Annotated in this window: 22 protein-coding genes and 2 pseudogenes; 14 read left to right on the top strand and 10 right to left on the bottom strand. The window is 67.2% G+C overall.

What is annotated here, in order from left to right:
* Window positions 1–24: 24 nt before the first annotated feature.
* Window positions 25–333, top strand: a complete 309-nt coding sequence (locus tag EGT67_RS10870) for a DUF6191 domain-containing protein (RefSeq protein WP_127916096.1) — start codon at window positions 25–27, stop codon at window positions 331–333.
* Here EGT67_RS10870 and EGT67_RS10865 read toward each other — a convergent pair.
* Both EGT67_RS10865 and EGT67_RS10860 read right to left on the bottom strand, forming a co-directional pair.
* Window positions 330–1,745 (bottom strand): phytoene desaturase family protein, encoded by a 1,416-nt coding sequence (locus EGT67_RS10865; RefSeq protein WP_127916355.1) that lies wholly within the window; start codon window positions 1,743–1,745, stop codon window positions 330–332. The genes EGT67_RS10870 and EGT67_RS10865 overlap by 4 nt on opposite strands.
* The gene (locus EGT67_RS10860) at window positions 1,742–2,335 is read right to left on the bottom strand and encodes a hypothetical protein (RefSeq protein WP_127916095.1); all 594 of its coding nucleotides are present in this window, start codon (window positions 2,333–2,335) and stop codon (window positions 1,742–1,744) included. Before EGT67_RS10860 ends, EGT67_RS10865 begins: the two co-directional genes overlap by 4 nt.
* A gap of 251 nt (window positions 2,336–2,586) precedes the next feature.
* On the opposite strand from EGT67_RS10860, the gene dnaK reads away from it, so the two are divergent.
* The 9 genes from dnaK (at window position 2,587) to EGT67_RS10815 (ending at window position 13,037) form a co-directional block, all read left to right on the top strand.
* The gene (dnaK, locus tag EGT67_RS10855) at window positions 2,587–4,428 is read left to right on the top strand and encodes a molecular chaperone DnaK (protein WP_127916094.1); all 1,842 of its coding nucleotides are present in this window, start codon (window positions 2,587–2,589) and stop codon (window positions 4,426–4,428) included.
* Window positions 4,425–4,988: a nucleotide exchange factor GrpE gene (gene grpE, locus EGT67_RS10850; protein ID WP_127916093.1), complete on the top strand. Its 564-nt coding sequence runs from the start codon at window positions 4,425–4,427 to the stop codon at window positions 4,986–4,988. The genes dnaK and grpE overlap by 4 nt, the downstream gene beginning before the upstream one ends.
* 34 nt (window positions 4,989–5,022) lie before the next feature.
* A complete protein-coding gene (gene dnaJ / locus EGT67_RS10845) occupies window positions 5,023–6,192 on the top strand; it encodes a molecular chaperone DnaJ (protein ID WP_127916092.1) in 1,170 nt (389 codons plus the stop codon).
* 32 nt (window positions 6,193–6,224) lie between these two features.
* Complete coding sequence (locus tag EGT67_RS10840) at window positions 6,225–6,632, top strand: heat shock protein transcriptional repressor HspR (protein WP_127916091.1); 408 nt, start codon at window positions 6,225–6,227, stop codon at window positions 6,630–6,632.
* Window positions 6,633–7,377: 745 nt separating this feature from the next.
* The gene (locus EGT67_RS10835) at window positions 7,378–8,595 is read left to right on the top strand and encodes an ABC transporter substrate-binding protein (protein WP_127916090.1); all 1,218 of its coding nucleotides are present in this window, start codon (window positions 7,378–7,380) and stop codon (window positions 8,593–8,595) included.
* A gap of 43 nt (window positions 8,596–8,638) precedes the next feature.
* Entirely contained in the window at window positions 8,639–9,496 is an 858-nt protein-coding gene (locus tag EGT67_RS10830) for a branched-chain amino acid ABC transporter permease (protein WP_127916089.1), read from the top strand.
* Window positions 9,497–9,498: 2 nt separating this feature from the next.
* On the top strand, window positions 9,499–11,322 hold the full coding sequence (locus EGT67_RS10825; protein WP_127916088.1) for a branched-chain amino acid ABC transporter ATP-binding protein/permease: 1,824 nt from the start codon (window positions 9,499–9,501) through the stop codon (window positions 11,320–11,322).
* Window positions 11,322–12,041, top strand: a complete 720-nt coding sequence (locus tag EGT67_RS10820; RefSeq protein WP_127916087.1) for an ABC transporter ATP-binding protein — start codon at window positions 11,322–11,324, stop codon at window positions 12,039–12,041. Before EGT67_RS10825 ends, EGT67_RS10820 begins: the two co-directional genes overlap by 1 nt.
* A 99-nt stretch (window positions 12,042–12,140) precedes the next feature.
* Window positions 12,141–13,037 (top strand): TIGR03619 family F420-dependent LLM class oxidoreductase, encoded by an 897-nt coding sequence (locus EGT67_RS10815; protein ID WP_127916086.1) that lies wholly within the window; start codon window positions 12,141–12,143, stop codon window positions 13,035–13,037.
* An 83-nt stretch (window positions 13,038–13,120) separates the two neighbouring features.
* On the opposite strand, the gene EGT67_RS10810 is transcribed toward EGT67_RS10815, so the two are convergent.
* Entirely contained in the window at window positions 13,121–14,284 is a 1,164-nt protein-coding gene (locus tag EGT67_RS10810) for a saccharopine dehydrogenase family protein (protein WP_127916085.1), read from the bottom strand.
* Between the two features lie 210 nt (window positions 14,285–14,494).
* Here EGT67_RS10810 and EGT67_RS10805 point away from each other — a divergent pair, with 210 nt between their 5' ends.
* A complete protein-coding gene (locus EGT67_RS10805; RefSeq protein ID WP_127916084.1) occupies window positions 14,495–15,175 on the top strand; it encodes a TetR/AcrR family transcriptional regulator in 681 nt (226 codons plus the stop codon).
* A gap of 302 nt (window positions 15,176–15,477) precedes the next feature.
* Window positions 15,478–17,001 (top strand): MFS transporter, encoded by a 1,524-nt coding sequence (locus tag EGT67_RS10800; protein WP_127916083.1) that lies wholly within the window; start codon window positions 15,478–15,480, stop codon window positions 16,999–17,001.
* Between the two features lie 180 nt (window positions 17,002–17,181).
* Here EGT67_RS10800 and EGT67_RS25055 read toward each other — a convergent pair whose 3' ends face one another.
* From EGT67_RS25055 to EGT67_RS10790, 3 genes are all read right to left on the bottom strand, one after another.
* Window positions 17,182–17,319, bottom strand: a complete 138-nt coding sequence (locus EGT67_RS25055) for a hypothetical protein (protein WP_164877532.1) — start codon at window positions 17,317–17,319, stop codon at window positions 17,182–17,184.
* A 292-nt stretch (window positions 17,320–17,611) separates the two neighbouring features.
* The gene (locus EGT67_RS10795) at window positions 17,612–18,025 is read right to left on the bottom strand and encodes a RidA family protein (protein ID WP_164877531.1); all 414 of its coding nucleotides are present in this window, start codon (window positions 18,023–18,025) and stop codon (window positions 17,612–17,614) included.
* A gap of 61 nt (window positions 18,026–18,086) precedes the next feature.
* The gene (locus EGT67_RS10790; protein ID WP_206612359.1) at window positions 18,087–18,992 is read right to left on the bottom strand and encodes an NAD(P)/FAD-dependent oxidoreductase; all 906 of its coding nucleotides are present in this window, start codon (window positions 18,990–18,992) and stop codon (window positions 18,087–18,089) included.
* On the opposite strand from EGT67_RS10790, the gene EGT67_RS25290 reads away from it, so the two are divergent.
* On the top strand, window positions 18,979–19,317 hold the full coding sequence (locus EGT67_RS25290) for a TetR/AcrR family transcriptional regulator (protein WP_241565974.1): 339 nt from the start codon (window positions 18,979–18,981) through the stop codon (window positions 19,315–19,317). The genes EGT67_RS10790 and EGT67_RS25290 overlap by 14 nt on opposite strands.
* Window positions 19,318–19,332: 15 nt before the next feature.
* A pseudogene (locus EGT67_RS25285) lies at window positions 19,333–19,668 on the top strand (TetR-like C-terminal domain-containing protein); the annotation flags it as partial.
* A 68-nt stretch (window positions 19,669–19,736) separates the two neighbouring features.
* Here the strand turns inward: EGT67_RS25285 and EGT67_RS10780 are convergent.
* The 4 genes and pseudogenes from EGT67_RS10780 to EGT67_RS10765 all read right to left on the bottom strand — a co-directional run.
* On the bottom strand, window positions 19,737–20,522 hold the full coding sequence (locus EGT67_RS10780) for an SDR family NAD(P)-dependent oxidoreductase (protein ID WP_127916080.1): 786 nt from the start codon (window positions 20,520–20,522) through the stop codon (window positions 19,737–19,739).
* Window positions 20,522–21,310: an SDR family NAD(P)-dependent oxidoreductase gene (locus tag EGT67_RS10775; protein WP_127916079.1), complete on the bottom strand. Its 789-nt coding sequence runs from the start codon at window positions 21,308–21,310 to the stop codon at window positions 20,522–20,524. The genes EGT67_RS10780 and EGT67_RS10775 overlap by 1 nt, the downstream gene beginning before the upstream one ends.
* Before the next feature lie 29 nt (window positions 21,311–21,339).
* Complete coding sequence (locus EGT67_RS10770) at window positions 21,340–21,570, bottom strand: hypothetical protein (RefSeq protein WP_421958115.1); 231 nt, start codon at window positions 21,568–21,570, stop codon at window positions 21,340–21,342.
* Window positions 21,567–22,306 (bottom strand): annotated as a pseudogene (locus tag EGT67_RS10765) (3-ketosteroid-9-alpha-hydroxylase); the annotation flags it as partial. The gene EGT67_RS10770 and the pseudogene EGT67_RS10765, both read right to left, overlap by 4 nt.

Here is a 22,306-nt window from a genome sequence, read left to right as displayed (position 1 = left end):
CGCGTCGCGCCTACACTCGAACCCATGGGTCTTCTGTGGGCGATGACGCTGCCGGGGCTCGCGTGTCCGCTGATCCTGCTGGCGTTCGTCGAGGTCGCGTGGAGCCGGGCCACCGGCCGCGGGCTGCTGCCCTGGTTCCACGAGCGGAAGTCCCGCAGCGTGGCGGCGACCGGGTTCGAGGAGGTCGCGGCGCTCTTCCAGGGGTCCAAGCATCACGAGTTCGAGCAGCGCCGGACGACGCTGATGCACCGCGAGGACGGGACCGACGGCGCGCCGCCGCTGCTGCGGGTCGACCTGGACGCGGGTTCGGTGCGGGTGAACCGACCCGACTAACGCTCGAGCCGCCGCAGCGCCGAGCGGGCCGCGTTGTATCCGCCCATGCCGTGCACGCCGCCGCCGGGCGGTGTCGAGGCGGAACAGATGTAGACGCCGGGGATGCCGGTCGAGTACGGGTCCAGCGCGATCCGCGGCCGGGCCAGCAACTGCGCGGGGTCGTTGGCGCCGGACGCGATGTCGCCGCCCACGTAGTTGGGGTTGTAGAGCGGCATCTCGGTCGCCGACCGGCTGAAGCTGCCGACGATGCGCTCGCGCGTTCGCGGGGCGAAGCGTTCGATCTGGCGCAGGATCGCCTCGGTCGCGTCGCCGGTGTACCCGTGCGGCACATGGGCGTACGCCCACACCGGATGCACGTTCCCGGCCGAGCGCGACGGATCCGCCAGGTACTGCTGACCGATCAGCACGAACGGGCGTTCCGGCATGCGGCCGCGGTGCAGGTCCCGTTCGGTCGCGGCGATCTCGGCGAGCGTGCCGCCCAGGTGGACGGTGCCGGCCCGGCGGCACGCGTCGTCGCGCCACGGGATGCCGTCCTCGACGGCGAGGTCGAGCTTGAACGCGGCCGGCCCGTAGCGGTACCGCTGGTACGCGCGGGACACCCTGGCCGGCAACCGGTTTCCGGCCAGGTCGGCGACACCCGTCGGGGACAGGTCGAGCACGGTGACGTCGGCGCAAGGTAGTTCCCCGAGCGATCGGACCCGGCGGCCGGTCTCGATCCGGCCCCCGTGCGCCCGCAGCAGCGAGGCCAGGGCGTCGGTGATCGACCGGGACCCGCCCCGCGCGACCGGCCAGCCGTAGCGGTGCCCGGCGGCGAGCATGAGCAGTCCGACGGCCGAAGTGGTCGGCCGGGTCAGCGGGTAGTACGCGTGCGCCGCGACGCCGCCGAACAACGCGCGCGCCTGCTGGGTCCGCCAGCGCCTCCCGGTCAGGGTCGCCGGAACGAGCGCGCCGACACCGAAGCGTGCCAACGTGATCGGGTGCATCGGCAGGTGGGCGATGGGCTGCAGCACCTCGTCGGCGAGGTAGTCGAAGTGCGCGGTGAGCGGGGCGAACAACCGCCGCCACGACGGGCCGTCGGGGCCGAGACGGTTCGTCGTCTGCTCGAGCGACCGGGTGAAGACGCCCGCGACGGCGCCGTCGAGCGGGTGCGCGAGATCGACTTCCGGGTAACACCATTCGAGCCCGTGGGCCGCGAGGTCGAGCGACCGGAAGAACGGCGACGCCACGCCCATCGGGTGCACGGCGGAGCAGTCGTCGTGCAGCAGGCCGGGCCGGATCCGTTCGGTGGTCCGGGTGCCGCCGCCGATGGTGTCGGCGGCCTCGTAGACGGTGACCGCGACGCCGCGCAGCGCGAGCGTCACCGCCGCGGCCAGTCCGTTGGGGCCGGCGCCCACGACGACGGCGTCGGTCACGAGGTGCTCCGGTGGCGCAGCCACGCCGACACCGAGGGCGCGAACAGCAGCGCCGTGCCGGCGGCGACGAGTCCGGCCTGCAGTAGCGGGGCCCAGGTGAGGATGCCGAGCGCGATGTCCCCGGCGTCGGACAGCAGGCTCCAGGCGGCCACGGAGGCGACGACGGTGAGTGCGCCGACGATCGTGAGCCACGTGCGGGCGTGGGCGCGTCCGGTCCGCAGGCGCACGATCGCGAGCAGCGCCGCGAGCACCAGGAGCATGCCGATGCCCCCGACGCCCAGCATGCTGAGCGCCGCCGCGAGGTCCACCGCGGAGGGATCGGCCGTCGGGTTGCGGGCCGCCAGGCCCGCGGCGAGCGCGTCGGCCACGGCCTGGTAGTCGACGGCGAGGACGCCGACGACGGCGGCGAAGACCGCGAACGACGCCGCCCACACCGTGAGCGCCGCGGTGAGGGCCCCCGGTGCGGGACCCGGGCCGGTCGCGGGCGCGTGCAGGGGCGTGACGACGACGTCGGGGCGCGGCGGCTGCGGTGCCCGCGGGTGGGGCGGCGCCGACGTGCCCGGCGCCTCGGGTTCGCCGGTGGTGTCCACGCCGAAATCGTATCGAGTGCGCGGGCCCCGGCCACAGATTCCGGGGGATCGGCCACTCGGGAACAAACTCGTATCCCGGCCCGTTGAGCCTTTCGAGAACCTGAGTGAGGGTGACTCAAGTTTGGAATTGACTTCGACCGGGGTCGGATGCAAACTTGAGCCGGATACGCTCACCTGAGGTTCATCAGTTCAGCGTAGAGAAGCAAAACCGCAGCTCACGAAGCTGCAAAGAGGGAAAGTGAGGGATCACTATGGCTCGTGCGGTCGGAATCGACCTCGGGACCACCAACTCGGTCGTGTCTGTACTCGAAGGCGGCGAGCCCGTAGTGGTCGCCAACTCCGAGGGCTCGCGCACCACCCCGTCCGTCGTGGCCTTTGCCAAGAACGGTGAAGTGCTCGTCGGTCAGCCCGCCAAGAACCAGGCGGTCACCAACGTCGACCGCACCATCCGCTCGGTCAAGCGCCACATCGGCACCGACTGGACCGTGGAGATCGACGACAAGAAGTACACGCCGCAGGAGATCAGCGCCCGCACGCTGATGAAGCTGAAGCGTGACGCCGAGGCGTACCTCGGTGAGGAGATCACCGACGCGGTCATCACCGTCCCCGCCTACTTCGAGGACGCCCAGCGCCAGGCCACCAAGGAGGCCGGCCAGATCGCGGGTCTGAACGTCCTGCGCATCGTCAACGAGCCCACCGCGGCCGCGCTGGCGTACGGCCTCGACAAGGGTGAGAAGGAACAGACCATCCTGGTCTTCGACCTCGGTGGCGGCACCTTCGACGTGTCCCTGCTCGAGATCGGCGACGGTGTCGTCGAGGTCCGTGCGACCTCCGGTGACAACCACCTCGGCGGCGACGACTGGGACGAGCGCGTCGTGTCGTGGCTCGTCGACAAGTTCAAGGCGCAGAACGGCATCGACCTGACCAAGGACAAGATGGCCCTGCAGCGTCTGCGCGAGGCCGCGGAGAAGGCGAAGATCGAGCTGTCCAGCTCGCAGAGCACCTCCATCAACCTGCCGTACATCACGGTCGACGCGGACAAGAACCCGCTGTTCCTCGACGAGCAGCTCACCCGCAGCGAGTTCCAGAAGATCACCTCCGATCTGCTGGACCGCACCCGCGCGCCGTTCCAGGCCGTGGTCAAGGACTCGGGCATCGCGATCAAGGACATCGACCACGTCGTGCTCGTCGGTGGTTCCACCCGTATGCCGGCCGTCTCCGACCTGGTTCGTGAGCTCACCGGTGGCCGTGAGCCCAACAAGGGCGTGAACCCGGACGAGGTCGTCGCCGTCGGCGCCGCACTGCAGGCCGGCGTCCTCAAGGGCGAGGTCAAGGACGTCCTGCTGCTCGACGTCACCCCGCTGTCCCTCGGTATCGAGACCAAGGGCGGCGTGATGACCAAGCTCATCGAGCGCAACACCACGATCCCGACCAAGCGCTCCGAGACCTTCACCACGGCGGACGACAACCAGCCGTCGGTGCAGATCCAGGTGTTCCAGGGTGAGCGCGAGATCGCGTCGCACAACAAGCTGCTCGGATCGTTCGAGCTGTCCGGCATCCCGCCGGCCCCGCGCGGCGTGCCGCAGATCGAGGTCACCTTCGACATCGACGCCAACGGCATCGTCCACGTGACCGCCAAGGACAAGGGCACCGGCAAGGAGAACACGATCAAGATCCAGGACGGCTCCGGCCTGTCCAAGGAGGAGATCGACCGGATGGTCAAGGACGCCGAGGCGCACGCCGAGGAGGACAAGGCCCGTCGCGAGGAGGCCGAGGTCCGCAACCAGGCCGATTCGCTGGTGCACCAGACCGAGAAGTTCATCAAGGACTCCGAGGACAAGGTGCCGGCCGACGTCAAGGAGAAGGTCGAGGCCGCGATCACCGAGGTCAAGACGGCTCTCGCCGGCACCGATCTCGCCGCCGTCAAGGCCGCGGTCGAGAAGCTGTCGACCGAGTCGCAGGCCCTCGGCCAGGCGATCTACGACGCTCAGGCCGCCGACGCCGCCGCATCCGGTGACGGCTCCGGCCCGGCCGACGACAACGTCGTCGACGCAGAGGTCGTCGACGAGCCGAGCGACCAGGACAAGAAGTGACCGCCGAGAACCCCGAGCGTGAATCGGTGACGGTCGACGACCAGGTCACGGACACCGCCGCCCCGGCCGCCTCTCAGGAGGCGGCCGAGGCCGGTGCGGCCGAGACGGACGAGCTGACCGCGATCACCGCCGAACTCGAGAAGGCCAGTACCGAACTGGGCTACGCAAAGGCGGAGATCGCCAACATCCGCCGCAACTCGCTGGCCCGGATCGATCGGGCCGTCGAGGACGAGCGAGCCTCCGTGGTGAGCAAGTTCCTCGATCTGGTCGACGACCTCGACCGTGCTCGCGCTCACGGGGACCTCGAGACGGGGCCGCTGAAGGCACTGTCGGACAAGCTCTCCGGCGTGCTCGAGGGTCTCGGCCTCGCCGGTTTCGGCGAGGAGGGCGAGGCGTTCTCCGCGGATCTGCACGAGGCCGTGCAGATGGAGGGCGACGGCGACAACCCTGTCCTCGGCGCAGTGCTGCGTAAGGGTTACCGCCTCGGTGATCGGGTTCTCCGGACGGCGATGGTGACCGTCACGAACGGCGAGCCTGCATCCGATGTGGCGGCCGAGTAGCTAGACAGGAAACGACGAAAGGAGGAGGCACCCAGTGAGCCAACGGGAGTGGATCGAGAAGGACTTCTACAAGGAGCTGGGTGTCTCTTCCGACGCCTCCGCCGACGAGATCAAGAAGGCGTACCGCAAGCTGGCCCGGGATCTGCATCCCGACGCCAACCCCGGTGACACCAAGGCGGAGGAGCGTTTCAAGGCGGTGAGCGAGGCCAACGCCGTCCTCACCGACCCCGCGAAACGCAAGGAGTACGACGAGGCCCGTCGCCTGTTCGCAAGCGGCGGCTTCGGCCCCGGTGCCGGATACTCCACCGGCGGTGGTGGATTCGGTGGCGGCAGCTTCGACATCAACGACCTCTTCGGCGGCGGTGCCGGCGGTGGCGACGGTGGCCTGGGCGACATCTTCGGTGGCCTGTTCAACCGCGGCGGCGGCCGGACCACCGCGAGTTCGCGCCCCCGGCGGGGCAGCGACGTCGAGACCGAGACCACGCTCGAGTTCCGCGAGGCCGCGCAGGGCGTCACCGTCCCGCTGCGCCTGACCAGCCCGTCGCCGTGCACCACGTGTCACGGCAGCGGTGCCAATCCCGGCACCAGCCCGCGGGTGTGCCCGCGCTGCAACGGAACCGGTGTGGTGAGCCGCAACCAGGGCGCGTTCGGGTTCAGCGAGCCGTGCGACGACTGCCGCGGCACCGGGTCGATCATCGACGACCCGTGCACCGACTGCCACGGCAACGGCGTCACCAACCGCACCCGGACCATCACTGTCCGCGTGCCGTCCGGCGTCAGCGACGGCACCAAGATCCGTCTCGCCGGCCAGGGCGAGGCCGGGCTGCGCGGTGCGCCGTCGGGCGACCTGTACGTGACCGTGCATGTGCGCCCCGACAAGGTCTTCGGACGCAACGGTGACGACCTGACGGTCGTGGTGCCCGTCAGCTACGGCGAACTCGTGCTCGGCACGACGGTGTCGGTACCGACGCTGGACGGCCGTGTGGGCGTGAAGGTTCCGGCAGGAACCGCGGACGGACGAATTCTGAGGGTGCGGGGGCGCGGTGTGCCCAAGCGCGGCGGAGGAGCCGGCGATCTGCTCGTCACCGTGAAGGTGGCGGTGCCGCAGAAGCTCGACGACCCCGCCACCGAGGCGCTCCAGGCGTACCTGGAGGCGGAGCAGGCCAGCGGATTCGATCCGCGGGCAGGATGGGCCGGCGCCTGACGGGGCCGAACCGATCGAACGGGTGAACCATCATGAGCGACAAGCCACGCAAGCAGTCGGAGGTCCCACCGGACCCCGACGCGCGGGTGTTCGTCATCTCGGTGGCCGCCGAACTGGCCGGCATGCACGCGCAGACGCTGCGCAACTACGACCGGCTCGGGCTGGTCACCCCGCACCGCACAACCGGTGGCGGACGCCGATACTCGCCGCGGGACGTGGCGCTGCTGCGTGAGGTGCAGCGCCTGTCCCAGGACGAGGGCGTCAACCTCGCCGGCATCAAGCGCATTATCGAACTGACCAACCAGGTCGAGGCACTGCAGAACCGCGTCGACGAGATGGCCGCCGAGATCGCCCGGATCCACGCCAGCTACCGACGCGACCTCGTCCCCATCCCGCGCAGCAACGCCATCGTCGTCTGGAAGCCGCGCAACGAGCGCTGACCGCAGCCGTCTTCCGGGTATCGCGATACGACCCGTAACCCCCAAGCCCTGAACGGGAATTCACGGCACGCTTCGAACCCCGCAAGCGTGCCGTGAATTCCCGTTCGTCGCTTATCCGGGGGCTCCGGCGTCGCGCAAGACCGTCGGACTCCTCGATCGCGCTGCGCAGGGGAGCGGTGAGTCGCACTCCACTGTGCGCGGTCACCTCGTCGGGCGGGATGTCGTCGCGGTAGATCGTGCCCGTGCGGCGGGCGCAGGTGGCCGATCGAGGGCCGCGGCGCCACGGAACGGTACGAGCAGTTCCGTCATGCCGGCACACTGCGCGCCGCACGCCGACACGATCCGCCGTCGAATCCCGGCACCGAGCACGCCTGTGGAAATCGCTCGACCTGTGGACGACTTGCGCGCCAACCCGCGAACGGGAGTTCAGGGAACGCCTGTACGTCGATGTTGTGCCGTGAACTCCCGTTCAATGCTCGCGGGGGTGAGGGTACGGGAAGCTACCAGGGCCGAAATCATTCCGCCGAGTTTCCCGCCTCGCGGTAAGTCCGTTTGACGTTATCTACGTCACACTCATATGCTCCCGCTCGAGCAACTGCTTGATAGATCGAGCATTTGCTGGGTGGGATGTGCGCGGCGTGCGCGGAACCTATGGGTTGTTGCACGTGGTCCGGGCCTTCTCGCGTCCGATCGAACCAAGCGAGCGCTTGGTTCGGTGTGTTTCGGGTGTCCTAGGAGAGCAGTCATGAGAAATCGGCGTCCAGTTGTCGTTGCAGCGGTAGCCGCCACGTCCGTCCTGGCTCTTGCGGGCTGCAGCAGTGCCGAATCCGCCGAGACGGGCGGTGCCGATCAGCCGTACCGGGTGCTCGTCACCGGCGGCATCAGCGCACAGGGTGTGCTCGCGGCCAACGCGCAGACGTCGATCCTCGCGACCAAGGCCGGCGTCGAGGTGCAGAACCAGGCCGGCGGCATCGGCGGCCGACAGATCGAACTGACCGTCGTCGACGACGCCGGTGACGCCACGATCGCGGTCACCAAGGTGCGCGAGGCCATTAACAAGCAGAAGCCGGACCTCGTCCTCAACTCCGGCCCGTCGTCCATCGGCGCCGCGGTGCTGCCGATCCTCAAGCAGAACGACATCCTCTCGTTCAATGTTGCGCCCACTCCGGATTCGACGGACCCGTCGAAGTTCCCGCTCAACTTCGACCTCGCGCCCGGAGCCACCGACAACGCCCGCGGCATCGTCGGCTACGCGAAGGAGAAGGGCTACAACGACATCGGTGTCATCCACGGCAGCACCGCCTATGGTGAGCTGTTCGGCAAGGAGATGACCTCGGCGCTCGAGAAGGCAGGCCTGAAGCAGGCCGGCAACGAGGAGTACGAGTCCACCGCGCTCGACATGACCGCGCAGCTGCAGTCGCTCAAGAACGCCGGCGCCAAGGCCATCGCGCTCGACGCCTACGGCGCCCCGCTCGGGTACGTCCTGCAGAGCATGCAGCGCCTGGGCTGGGACGTGCCGCTGATCGGCAACACGTCAGTGTCGAGCACCAGCCTCGTCGCGAACGAGCCGCCGAACGGCGTCCTCGGCACCCCCGAGGTGAAGAACCTTGTCTCGCAGGTGTTCACGAGCACCGTCTACGACCCGAACAACGCGACCGTGAACAAGATGGTCGACACGATGGCGTCGCTGGGCACCATCTCGTCGACGCTGATCATCGCCGACAACTACGACGCGTTCCCGCTGGTCGCTGCCGCCGCCGAGAAGGCCGGCACCACCACCGACGCCGAGAAGCTGGCCGAGGCCCTCGAGACCGAAGAGGTCCAGAAGAACGCCCAGACGGCCTTCCTGTCGCGCTACAACTTCACCGCCGACAACCACGGCCCGAACCCGGCGCAGGACGAGATGCAGTTCATCGCGCCCACCAAGGTCGTCAACGGACAGTTCGGCAACCCGCAGGCATGAGTTCCATGATCTTCGTTCCCGCTACTCGGAGGAGGGACCCACGGTGACCATTCTGTGGTCGGGGCTTGCCCTCGGCGCCGTGTACGTACTCGTGGCCATCGGGTACAACATCGTGTTCGTCTCGTCGAACACCTTCAACTTCGCGCAGGCGCAGTTGATGATGGTCGGCACGTTCGTCGCCTACACGGGTCTGGTGACCCTGAAGCTTCCCGTGCTGGTGGTGGCCGTCATGGCGACGGTGACGGTGATGATTCTCGCCGCGGTCGAGGAGTTGGTCGCCATCAGACCGGTCGCCGACCACCAGAACCAACTCGTCACGACATTGGGCGCGGCGACGCTGCTCAACGGTGCGACGCAGTTGATCTGGGGCAGCGAGCCGCTCACGGTTCCGTTCTTCGGCTCCAACGACCCCATCACCATCCTCGGTGGACGCACCTACCCGGTCGAGATCGCGCTGCTGGTGCTGTCGATCGTGCTCGTGATCGGGCTGGGGCAGCTCAGCAAGCGGACCATGACCGGTCTGGCGCTGATGGGCGTCTCGGAGGACCGCGAGGCCGCGATGCTCCGTGGCGTCAACGTGCGCCGAATCGCGATGGGCGCATTCGCGTTCTCCGGTGCGCTCGCCGGCGTGCTGGGACTGTTCGTCGGCCCCAAGACCTTTGCGGTCGCGACCCTCGGCGCCGCGCTGGCACTCAAGGGCTTCGTGGCCCTGGCCATCGGTGGATTCGGTTCGCTGCCGGGTGCGCTGATCGGCGGTCTGACCGTCGGCCTGGTCGAATCGTTCACCGCGCTGTGGGCGGGTAGCCAGTACAGCAACATCGCGGTGTTCACGGTGCTGATCGTCATCCTGATGGTCAAGCCGGCCGGATTGTTCGGCACGGTGAAAGAACGGGTGGTGTAGCCATGCAGATCTGGCGGACTCTCCGCGCGATCCCCAGCTGGATCTTCGCGCTCGTCTTCGGTGCCGCGGTGTTCTTCGCGCCGATGCTCGGTATGGACGCGACCAACACGCGTCAGCTCCAGCTCGCATGCATCCTGGCGCTCGTCGTCAGTGGTCTGAACCTCAGCCTCGGCTACGCGGGTGAACTCGCACTCGGCCAGGCCGCGATGTACGCGGCCGGTGCGTACACGGCCGGTCTGATGTCGCAGGCCGGACACACCGAGATCCTGCTGCAGTTGGTCGCCGCCGGCGCCGTCGCGCTCGTCGTCGGCATCCTCACCGGCATTCCCGGTCTGCGACTGGGCAGTTGGTCGCTGGCGATGACGTCGTTCTTCCTGATCCTGCTGGTGCCCGACATCCTGGCGATCTTCGGTGGCAACACCGGCGGCCGCAACGGCCTGTCCGGCATGGAGCCTCCGACGCTGTTCGGTCAGGACATCGACAAGGACTTCTACTACGTCGTCGTCGTGGTGACGATCCTGTGGTTCGTGGTGATGCGCAACCTGGTGGTCTCGCGGCACGGGATCGCGTTCCGCACGCTGAAGCAGTCGCCCGTCCTCGCGCAGTCCCAGGGCGTTTCGGTGTACCGGATGAAGCTGCTGGGCTACGCGATCGGTGCCCTGCCCGCCGGTCTCGCGGGTGCGTTGTTCGCGAACACGGACCTGTTCATCTCCCCGGAGGCGTTCGGGTTCACGTTCGCGACAGCGGTGCTGGCGGCGTCGATCCTCGGCGGTTCGGCGAGCGTGTACGGCGCCGTGATCGGTGCGGCCATCATGCAGTTCGGCCCCAACCAGTCGACGGCGTTCCAGGAGTACTCGCTGCTGTTCTACGGCGGCTTCCTGATCCTCGGTGGTGTGCTGCTCTCCGGCGGCCTCACCAAGGTCTTCCGGTCCCTGGCGACCCGACTCGACCGCAAGGCCGGCATCGGGGTGGCGGAGCGCCCGGCGCCCCGCGATCCGAACGAAGTGCCCGTCGTGGCACCGATCGCGGGCTCCACGCTCGAGGTCGACGGCATCTCGAAGGCGTTCGGCGGCAACCAGGCCCTGAAGTCGGCGACGCTGCGCGCCGAGGCGGGCAAGGTCACCGCACTGATCGGCCCCAACGGTTCGGGCAAGACGACCATGCTGAACATGATCTGCGGCTTCTACACCGCGGACGCGGGACGCATCGTCATCGGCGACACCGAGGTCCAGAAGTTCTCGTCGCACCGGGTGGCGCGTGAGGGCGTGGCCCGCACGTTCCAGACGCCGAACATCCCCGAGAACGTCACCGTGCTCGAGGCGGTCGCGTCGGGTCGGTACATGACCGACCGTGCCTCGATGCTCTCGGCCGTGCTCCGGCTGCCCGGCTTCCGCAAGGTCGCCAAGGCGGACATCGTCGAGGCCGAACGCGTCCTCGAACTCGTCGGCATGTCGCACCTGCGCAACGAGGTCGCGACGTCGCTGCCGTTGGGTATGCGTCGCATGCTCGAGGTCGCGCGCGCGGTGATCGCCGAGCCGCGGGTACTGCTGCTCGACGAGATCGCCTCCGGCATGGACGAGGACGAGCTGGTGCGGCTGTCGGTGCTGATCCGGGCGCTGCGCGACGCCGGGGCCACGGTCCTGTTGGTGGAGCACAACTTCCGATTGGTTCTCTCGCTCGCCGACACCATCGTCGTGCTGGCGCAGGGGCAGGTCATCGCGTCCGGCCCGCCCGAGGAGATCGAGCATCACCCGCGGGTGCTCAGCGAGTACCTCGGTGTCGATCCGGACAGTGGAACCGCTGCCGAGCTGGAGAAGGTGGAGTGATGGAACCGGTTCTGAGCGTTCGGAATCTGCAGTCCGGCTACGGTGACCTGCGGGTGGTGTGGGACGTCTCGTTCGACGTCTACCCGGGTCGGGTCACGGCGCTGCTCGGTCGCAACGGTGCCGGCAAGACCAGCACGCTGCGTGCCATCTCCGGCCTGAACAAGGTCCACGGCGGCACCATCGAGATGGACGGCCAGGACATCTCCGGGGTCGCCGCGCACCAGCGGGTGCGCCGCGGCATGGCCTACGTGCAGGAGGGCAAGCGGGTCTTCCACAAGCAGACCATCGAGCAGAACCTGCTCCTCGGCGGCTACACCCGGAAGATGCGGCGCAGCGCGCTCAAGCCCGATGTCGAGCGCATCTACGAGATGTTCCCGATCCTGGGCGAGAAGCGGAACCTGTTGGCGGGCTCGATGTCCGGTGGCCAGCAGCAGATGCTGGCGATCGGTGCGGCACTGATGTCGAATCCGACGCTGCTGCTGCTCGACGAGCCGTCCGGCGGTCTGGCCCCGGTCATCGTCAACGAGGTCATGGAGCGGGTGCAGTTGCTCAAGGAGACCGGCCTGGCCGTGCTCCTCGTGGAGCAGGCGGTCGAGGCCGCGATGAGCGTCGCCGACCACGTGACGGTCCTCGACATCGGCAAGGTCGTCATGGACTCGCCGGCGTCGGAGATCGACGACATCGCGGTGCTCAAGGACGCGTACTTCGGTCGCGTCTGACCGGCAACCCCGAACGGGAGTTCACGGCACGCTTCGTTCGCGAAACCGTGCCGTGAGCTCCCGTTCAGTGCATTGCGGACAGGAAGAGGAGAGGGAAACATGCGGATCGGACTGGACGTCTTCGGGGCGGAACGGTTCTACGACGGCGACCACCGCGGGGTGCTGGACCTGGCGGCGGAGGCCGACCGTCGGGGCGTCGACCTGATCACGACGTCGGACCATCTCGGCTTCTCGCGGGAGGCGCATGCCGAGCGGGTGCGGGACAACGGCTTCCCGTTCGATCTCGAGCACCCGTGGCTCGAGCCGATGTCGCTGCTTTCCGCGGTGGCCGCGGTGACCGAGCGCGTCGACCTCGGCGTGTACGTACTGGTGGCACCGCTGCGTCCGGCGCTGCTGCTGGCCAAGCAGATCGCGACACTGGACGTGCTGTCCCGCGGCCGGGCCCGGATCGGGATGGGTGTGGGCTGGCAGCAGGCCGAGTACGACGCCGCGGGCATTCCGTTCGAGCGGCGGTTCGGCCGGCTCGAGGAGACGGTGGCCGCGTGCCGCGAACTGTGGGGTGCGCCGCCGGCGTCGTTCACCGGAACGGGTTTCGCGTTCGACGACTTCCACAGCCTGCCGCGACCCGTCCAGGCCCGTGTCCCGGTGATCTTCGGGATGGCGCCGTCCAAGCGGAACTTCGACCGGATCGCGCGTGTCGGCGACGGCTGGACCGCGGCCCCCGCCGACATGGACCGGCTCGCGGAGTCCGTCGCGCTGCTGCGCGCGTGCTTCGAGGAGCACGACCGGGACCCGGCCGACGCCGAGGTCCAGATCATGCTTCCGGCCGTCGCCGACGGTGCCGGTGGTGTCGACCTCGACGCCATGGCGGCCTCGGCGAAGGAGGCGCAGGAACTGGGTGTCGACACCCTGCTGGTGCGTCCGTCGGCCCTGGACATCGGTCCCGACGACGTCGACGCGTTCCTCACCTGGATGGCGGGGCTGAAAGTCGGTTAGTCAGGTCCCCGCCGGTGGTCGTCGGCTCCGAGAACGTCGACCACCGGCGGACCGGCATTCCCCTCAGTCGGCGAAGACGATGGTCAGCGGATGGTGGTGGTCGTCGTCACCCGCTTGCTGAGCCTGACGCCGGTCGCGTCGAGCACCCTGGTGACGAACGGTTCCGGATCGATACATGCCTCCGGCGACATCACACCGGTGCGGGTGATGCGACCCTCGAGCATTTCGCGGACGGCGGCCGCGGCGGCGTGCGGCGTCGGGTCGGCACCGCTCGCCTCGGTGTAGAGGATCTGGGTCTCGAACACGACGCGAGCGGGCTCCCCGTCGATCGCGCCGTCAGCGATGATCTGCATCGCGGTCCCGGGCTGACCGGCGCGCTCGACGGCGAGGCCGCGCTCGCCCTCCTCCGTGGACATGTAGTGGGCGAGGTACTGGCGCGGTGACATCGGCAGGTCGCCCAGCTTGTTCGGGTTGGTCAGGCCGAGCTTCTCGAAGAGCTGCCACAGGTCGTTCCCGGCCTGCTCGAACCACGTGTAGCGCACGGTGGCGTTGCGAAGCCCCGGCAGGTAGGTGCCGAGTGTGATGCCCTCGGGGTGGCCCATGTACCCGGCATATGCGGTGGTGTCGAAGGGCGCCGAGAACGAGAACGGCTTCGGATCGCCCCACGCGGGGACCCGCTTCATGCTGCCGTCGATGTACTGCACGACGTCACCGGACATCGAGTGGAGCATGTGCTCGTTGATGGTTGCGCCCATGTCGACCATGTAGGGGATGGCCATCGCCACGTCGACGCTGTGCGCCGAGTCCAGCGACTCGACTGCCCAGCGGCCGATCAGGCTTGTGATGCCGGGGGCGTAGCCCATGCCGAAGATGACGCTCACTCCGGCGGCTTTGGCGGCTTCGTCGAGATCCGCGGCCGAGACCAGTTGCTCGGCAACGTCGAACTCGTCGCAGACGTCGACGTAGTTGACTCCGCATTCGATCGCGGCACGGATGATCGGCATCCCGAACCGATAGAACGGGCCGACTGCGTTGAACACGACGTCCGCACCGGTGATCACCGACTTGATGCTGGCCGGATCGGTCGCATCGAACCGCTCTGCCTTGCCTCCGAGTTCACTAGCGACCGCAGTGGCCTTGTCGAGGTCGATGTCGGCGATGACGAGTTCGTCGTAGCTTCCGGTAGGCGCGAGAATGCGCGCAACAGAGCTTGCGATGGAACCGGCGCTGAGGATGACAAGTTTCATGGATGTGATGCACCTCTGTCTGTGTCGAAACGAAAGGGTGCTTGTCCCGGAATCGGCTGCGGGACTTGCGATATACGCTCACCATCGAGCTCGGCATTGAGCTCTGTAGCGGCATGTGGCAGCCAGGTATGGCATCGATCACATCGCCGTGCGTACACTGTACACACGGCCGCGCCGTGCTGTCACTACCCGAGCGGAGGATTTTCGAGGATGAAGGAAGCCGTGAAAGCACCGCTGACACGCGAGCGGATTGCTCTGGCAGGCATCGCTATTGCTGATTCCGAGGGAATCGAGGCGGTATCGATGCGGCGAGTTGCTGCGGCGCTGAACGTATCCACGATGTCGTCGTATCGGCACGTCAGGGACCGTGACGACCTCATCGTCGCGATGGTCGACACCATCACCGCACGAAGCCCGCTACCGCGCGCTCCGGAGGTGTCCTGGTCTGAACTGGTTCGGATCATGGCGATCGGCGATTGGCAGGCCTTCACGCGCCACCCCTGGCTGATCAGCGTGTGGTCCACTCCACGTCGTCGAGTGGATTCCGCATCTCTGGATCAACTGGAACTCGTCCTCGAGCGCCTGGAGCGGGCCGGAATTGGTCGATCCGCTGGCTACGCAGTGATATTCGGTGTCGCTGGTCTGACTCTGGGGATGGCTGCGCTCGCCATCGACGATCCGGGCGAGGAGCTGAAATCGGGAGTCGACCTGCGTGAGTGGCGCCGGCGGGAGGGTGTGGACCTGGACGAGCGGGCCGCGACCGATCATCGGCGCGCCGCACGATTCGTGACCGAGCTGCACGACTATGTGGGAGGCGATGCCTTCTCGGTCGCACTGGAAGGGTTCATCGGCGGTATCGCAGTCCTCCACGAGGCCCCGCACGCCGGTTGAGATTCGAGTCGAAACTGCTTGGTATCCAGTAGATCGCGTCCTTTTGGCCGGTTTGCCCGGTCTTCGGGAGTTGCCGGGTCGGGTATGCGTATCGAAGAATCTCCCACTGGGTGGGATGTGTGCCTTCCGGTGGGATCCCTCGGCTCTAGCATTCGCATTCTCGGTGCGACACCCGACCGCGAATTCGGCCATCGCAAGCCAATGCTGTTTTGCTCCAGGCCATTCCGCCTCTCCTTCATTGTTCGACGTGTTCCCGAGGCATCTCCCGTGGTATCTCACCCGTCCTGGAAGGACCACCGCGCATGCACTCTCCCGATTTCGAAGTCGACACCAACTCTCCCGGTCCCGAACAGTCTGTGAATGCGGGCTGGACGCCGAGAGTGCTCCTGTCCCTGCTCTCGATGGGCTTGTTGCTCGAACTCCTGTCGATCAGCTACATGCTGATCTCGATAGCGCTGCCGGACATTTCGGCGCACTACCGGACAACGCAGGGCGCCTGGCTGCTGACCGCCTTCCTGCTGCTCGGTGCCGTGGCATCGCCACTGATCGGCAAGCTCGCCGACACCTACGGCAAGCGAAGGCTGCTGATGGTGTGCATCGCACTGGCCGCCGTCGGCGCGCTGATCTCGGCGGTCGCCCCGTCGTTCGGAGTCCTGGTGATCGGCCGCGCCCTGACCGGCATGCTCAACCCGTGCCTGTTCCTCGTCTACACGCTCATCCGTGACGTGTTCCCCAAGCGCACTGTCACGATGTCGGTCAGCGTCGTCATCAGCGGGATGGGGCTGGTAGCTATCCCGGCACCGTTCCTGGCCGGTTGGCTCATCGACAACTTCGGCTTCCGCAGCATGTTCTGGTTCACGCTGATCTGCCTCGCGGTCCTCGCCCCGATGATCATGCTCACCACCGACGAGTCGAACCTGCGCCTGCGCTCGCGCCTCGACCTGGTCGGCGCGATCCTGCTCGGCACCGGCATCGCCGGCGTGCTCGTCGGCGTCAGTGTCGGACCGGACTGGGGCTGGGCCGCACCCAGTACCCTGGCGTACCTCATCGGCGGTGCACTGCTCTTCGTGGCATGGATCGTCTCAGCTCGCCGAATCGAGCAGCCGCTCATCGACCTTCGCCTGCTGGCCAACCGTCCGGTCGCGCTGACCACGCTCACCAGCGGTCTGGTCTACGGCGTCAGTGCTGTGTTCACCATCATCCTGCCGTACATGGCCATGACCCCGGCAGAACTCGGTCTGGGGTACGGCTTCGGCGTCGACGCGGAAGGGTACGCGATCTTCCAAGCACCGTTCGGTGCCACCACCGTCCTCGGTGGAGTCCTTGTCGGCCGGTTCGTCGGCCGGATCGGGCCGCGCGTCACGATGATCGCCGGCCTCGTTCTCATGACGGTCGGCACTGCCGCGACCGCACTGTCACACGAGAACAAGTGGGCGGTGATCGTCTTTGCCGCGATCGCCGGTCTCGGCACCGGCATCGGCTACGCGAGCACGCCGAACCTGCTCCTGGCCACCGTTCCGCAGTCGCTGCAGGCGACCACGGGCGCACTGGCGTCCGTTTCGCAGAACATCCTGCCCGCGGTGTTGCCGGTGATCGCTTTCGCCGCGCTCAATTCGCACATCGCGATGGAACTCGATGGCCAGGTGCTCTATTCGGACACCGGTATCACCGTCGGCTACCTGATCGCTGCGGCGGCCGCAGCCATGGCCCTGGTCACGGCAGCGGCCCTGCCTCGCAAGGCAGAGCAGGCCGCCGACCTGCAGGCCGTTGCCGCGGATGCGGGCACCTCCAACGATCCGGCCGCTATTGCACTTGCGTTGCCGTAGCGGCTCGAGCGCTCCGACGGTCCTGATCGACAGGAATCGATAGGTGCCGGCGTGCAGCGGCAGGATCAGACTTGCAGTTGGTAAGCAAAGGCTTTCACGAGCCGGGCTCGCGCGAGGAAGGTGTCGCGCGAACCCGGTTTCGTGCGCGTCGAGCAAAGACGGTCTAGTCACACACCGTTGTCAGCTGAGCGCGCCGCCCGCGCCGAAGAACGCGGCGAGGCCAGCGGCCGCACCGATTCCGCCCAGGATGCCCGCCGCAGCACCGACGATCGTGGCGATGTTGCCCAGCGTCATCAGGTCTGATTCCGAAGAACCCATCTGTTCTCCTCTGTGTCTGCACTCTCACGTGTGCAGGGTTGCTAGCTCCCCGTCGGTCGACGGCGAGCGTGTCTCGTCGCATGTTCACCAGCGGGCGCGCATGGACGAATACACGACCTGATCAGTCGGTCATGGTCGCGGACGGCGCGCATCTGCCTCCCGGATCGACTGCGGAATCGTGATCACATCAAGGGGCCCGGCGAGTGCCGCGTCGGCGACGATGCCGACGGAAATCTCTGTGTCCGAGTCGTATTGCCGGCCACGACATACGCCTCGGAGCAGGCGACAGGAATCAGGGAGCGGAGACGAGATACGCGGTGGCTTTGATCTCGACTCGCGGTGTCACGATCGATCCGGCGCCGAGATGGGTAACACCCACGGCGGTCCATGCCGGATACGGCTCGTGCATGAACCGCTCCTTGACTGTCGTGAAGGAACCCAGGTCGCCTTCGAGATCCGTATGGAACGTGACCAATTCGACGATATGAGCCAACTCGGCTCCGGCCGCCGCCAGTACGCACCGGAGATTCTCGAATGCGAGGGCGAACTCTGTTGCGTGATCGTCAGGAATGGTTCCATCGAGGCGCTGCCCCAGCACGCCTGAGCAGATGATGAAGTCACCTGCGCGGACGGCAGGAGCGACATGGCAATGCTGGTAGACATGCACCATTTCGGCAGGGATGACGGGGCCGTTCGAACACTTCACCGGAGGTGATCCGTTTCTACTCGCGGAGCGGTCGTACGGGGTCACGCACGCGCAGCGGCGCTCAGTGGAGGCGAAGACTCGGCTTCCGTCCATCGGGCCTGGACGCCGCGTGCGGAATGCCGTCTGTCCACGCTCCTTCGAGCGCGAGTTCTGCAGCAAGTCTGCCGATTTCGTCCGCTGCCATGGCGCCACGTTCCCCCTCGACAGCGACGACGGTGTGCCCGTCCACCCGATCGATGTACGGCAAGCCGGTCGGGGTTTCGCACACCATGCAGGGGCGCGTGTGTGCGGGACCGAGGGCTTTGCCGGGAAGGAGTTCGGTGAGCAGATCGAGTGATTCGCGAATGTCCTCCTGCCGGCCACCGCTACGGACCCACCGTGCGATCGAAGAGGCCGAGTCGAGGGGGTTGTCGAGCAGGCTGCGGCCGGAGCACTTGAGATACCAACGCCCGTCCGGGTATCTCAGCGGCGGCATGACGATCCCCCCGAAAGCAACGTGGTCTCCTGAGGCCTTCAGGTACATCATGGCCGGGATGTCGAGTTCGGCAGGATCCGATACCTCGACGAGGACCACCGTCGCTCCATAGGTGCGCAGATCCAGTGGCCGTGAGAGGAGGCTACTGACGTTGGTCGCAGCTCCTGCCGCGACGACAACCGTTCCAGCATAGAAGGTTTCACCGGAACGGGCGGTGACGAGCACCCCATGACGAGACCGCTCGACACCGCTGACCACGTCGCGGATCAGAACGGCCCCGTTCCCGAGGGCGGCGGTCAGTTCGGCACGCAACAATTCGCGCGGATTCACGATCAAGGCGTCGCGCTGAACGATGCCGACGTGGTGTGGTGCGAAGGACAGGTCGAGATACTCCCGCCGCAGCTGCTCCGAGCTCAGCAGGTCGACGCCGACATTGAGGTCGGCCGCGTTGCCGGCAAGGACCGCACAGTCGAGGGAGATGGCGTTGAGCAAGCGGATGGCGAACGACGACTCGATCGGCCCGGTGCAGGCCGAGACGGAAATGCCTGCTGCCGAGGGCGCTGTCGACTCCGGCAAGGCCGAAAGGATGCGTACACGCAGCGGTGGCCGAAGCGAGAAGGTTCGCGTCGCTGTCGGTGAGGCGTGTCTGGCGTTCCTTGCGGAAGGGCGACTCGACTTCACCACGCTCGAGGTCGCGGCCCGTGCCGGTGTCAGCCGCAAGACGATCTACCGGTGGTGGCCCGCGCACAACGACCTGCTCGTCGAGGCGCTGGCGATGCACGTTCGACAGGTCGCTCCCCCGGATACGGGCTCATAGGAGTCCGACGTTCGGACGTTCGCCGAACAGATTGCGGAGTATGCAGCCGGACCGGTGGAAGTCGCGTCGGCGGCGCTCACGGCGAGCCGTCGTTATCCCGAATTCAACAAGCTCGTCCTGGAGCAGTACCGGCCAGTTCTCGATGCGTGGCAGCAGATGGCGCACCGCGCGATCGACCGAGGCGAGGCCAACTCCCACCACACGCCGGAGGCTATGGTGAACGCGCTCGCTGCTCCTCTCTTCATGGCGCCGATGACCCTCGGCCGCAAAGCATCCGACGAGGAGATCGAGCGGACCATCGGGATCGTTCTCGCGGCGACCCGGCCGGACCCCGCGTCCTCGGGTTCGTGAACCGGGCAGATCACTCGGGTGCCCGCCGGTGGCCATCTGCTCCGAGAGCGTCGGCCACCGGCGGATCATCACATGCGCTGTGACGAGATGTTGCCGCCGTCGACGACGAGTTCGGTGGCGGTGATGTAGCTGGCCTCGTCGGACAGCAGGAAGCGCACGGCGCGCGCAATTTCCTCGGGGCGGCCCAGGCGTCCGAGCAGAATGCGGCGCTCGAACGTGCCTTCCGGCAGGGCGTCCACGGTGGGCTGCAGCATCGGGGTCAGAATCTGGCCCGGCGAGACGCAGTTGATGCGGATGCCCTCGGGTCCGAGCCGGTCTGCGAGGGAACGGACCATCGACAGCATCCCGCCCTTGGCAGCGGAGTAGACCGGATTGATCGCGTTGCCGAGGGTGGCGTTGATCGATGCAATACCGACGATCGCGGAACCGGGATTCGCGATGAAATCCGGAAGCAGTTCCTTGGCCAGGAGGATCAGCGGCCGCAGGTGCGTGTTGATACCGAGGTCCCACACGTCGACGGTCACGCCATCGAGATTCCCCGTGTCGACGACGCCTGCAGCGTGGACCAGTCCGCCGATGTTCGGCAGTGCCGAGCGGGTGGCCTCCAACGCGGCTGCGTACAGATCGGGATTGCTCAGGTCGATACCGACGCCGATGGCGTCGATGCCGAACTCGTCGGCGATCAGCTTGGCCTCGGAGGCTGCCTTTGCTTCGTTGATGTCCCAGAGTGCAACGGGACGACCGGACTCGGCGAGGGCTCGCGCCGAGGCCAGCCCGATGCCTGACGCGCCGCCCGTGATGATGACGGCGGTCGACGGGGTGTCGAGGAGGGGGTTGTAATCGGTGGTGTTCATCAGCGTCCCATCATTGCTCGGGTTTCGGCGGCAACCGCCCGGACGATTTCGCCGCGCGGCAATCCCGCACGGCTCGAGGCCAATTCGTAGTTCCCCCCCGCGACCCAGACGGGTCCGTCGGTGAGGTGTTCGAGTCCTTCACGGGCAACGTCGTACGGGTCCGACGCGTTGAGGCCCGGCAGATCGAAGTTGAGGCCCACTCGCTCCATGGCCGGCGTTCGGGTGACACCGAGGACGAGCTCGAGCACGTCGACGCCGTGCTCGGCCATCTCGAGCCAGAGGCCCTCGGCGAAGACGCGGCTGAATGCCTTCGCCGCCGAGTAGATGCTCATGTGCTCGGCGCCTACGAATCCTGCCAGCGAACCGAGCAGGATGATGCCGCCGCGGCCGCGCTCGCGCATCGGTGCGCCGAAGATCTGCGAGAGCTCGAGCTGGCGGTCGACGTTGAGCGTGAGGACCTGCCGGCAGGCATCGAGATCGCCGGTGACGAACTCGTGGCCGTAGGTGTTGGCACCGGCGTTGAAGATCAGCAGTCCCACTTCGAGATCCGCGGTTGTCTCCCGGATCTGCTCGACTGCGTCGGCCGCCAGGAGATCGACGGCGAGGGTGCGAACCTCGACGCCGTGCGCGCGAGCCTTCGCCGCGGTCTCGTCGAGCGGGCCGGGCTTGCGGGCGAGCAGCACGAGGTTCAGTCCGGCCTTCGCCAGTTCCTCAGCGAACCCGGCGCCGACGCCCTCGGAGCCGCCGGCGACGAACGCCCACGGGCCGTATTTGTCCTTGTCGATCATCGTTCTCTCGTTCCTTCCGGATCGCTGGGTCAGTCGGAGAAGGGGATACGTCCGTCCACGGCGGCCACGGCGATCGATTCACGCAGTGCGGCGCAACGCCCGACACGCGCTCCGCGCAGTGTCAACGACGAATCGTTCCGGTACTCGTCGCAGATGGTTTCGGGTCGGTCGGTGCTCCACTGGACACTGGTGTGCTCCCAGCTGTGCTTCTCGACGAGGACCTGGACTCCGCAGCTTGTGCAGTCGACGTGCTGCATCACGCCGACGTCTCCGCGGCGCCGGCGAGCTTGGCGCCACGCAGTTTCAGGTTCTCGGCGACCTCGGCCTTCCATGCCTCGACGGGCTTGGTGGTGTCGAGTTCGAACTCGAAGCGGTCGACCATGTCGGGGGTGATGTCGGCGACGTCGACGTAGAACTGCTCGTACCAGCGGCGCAGCTGGTAGACGGGGCCGTCCTCGTTGGTGAGCAGCGGGTTCTCGATGCGGGTCTTGTTCTTCCAGATCTCGATGTCCTGCTCGAACCCGACGCCGATGTAGCCGATCATCGCGTCGACGAGCTGGTCGGCCATCTCGGCCGGGACCTTGTCGGTCTTCTTCACCGAGATGCCGTACATGAGCACGAACTGGTTCGCGGAGATCGGGTAGTGGCAGTTGATGAGGACGGACTCGACGTCGTAGCCCTCGTAGTGGTAGACGAGGTCGTCGATCATGAACGACGGCCCGTGGTACGCGGCGATCGAGCCGTGGCCGACGAGCTTGGGCACGTCCGGGTCGGTCCACTCGGTGATGTCGTCGCGGCCCACGCCGGCTTGTTCCTGGATGGCGACGTGGCCCTCGAAGATGTTCTTGAAGTACGTCGGGAACGAGTAGTGCACGTAGAAGAAGTGCGCCATGTCCACGACGTTGTCCACGATCTCGCGGCAGTTGGTGTCGATGACCAGCGACTTCCACTGCCAGTCGGTCCACTCCGCGTCGCCGGACCGCATCGCCGGGATCG

The sequence above is a fragment of the Prescottella agglutinans genome, assembly GCF_004011865.1.
GTDB classification, from domain to species: domain Bacteria; phylum Actinomycetota; class Actinomycetes; order Mycobacteriales; family Mycobacteriaceae; genus Prescottella; species Prescottella agglutinans.
The sequence above is the reverse complement of the archived record's forward strand: the minus strand, read 5'-3'. Positions and strand labels throughout refer to the sequence as shown.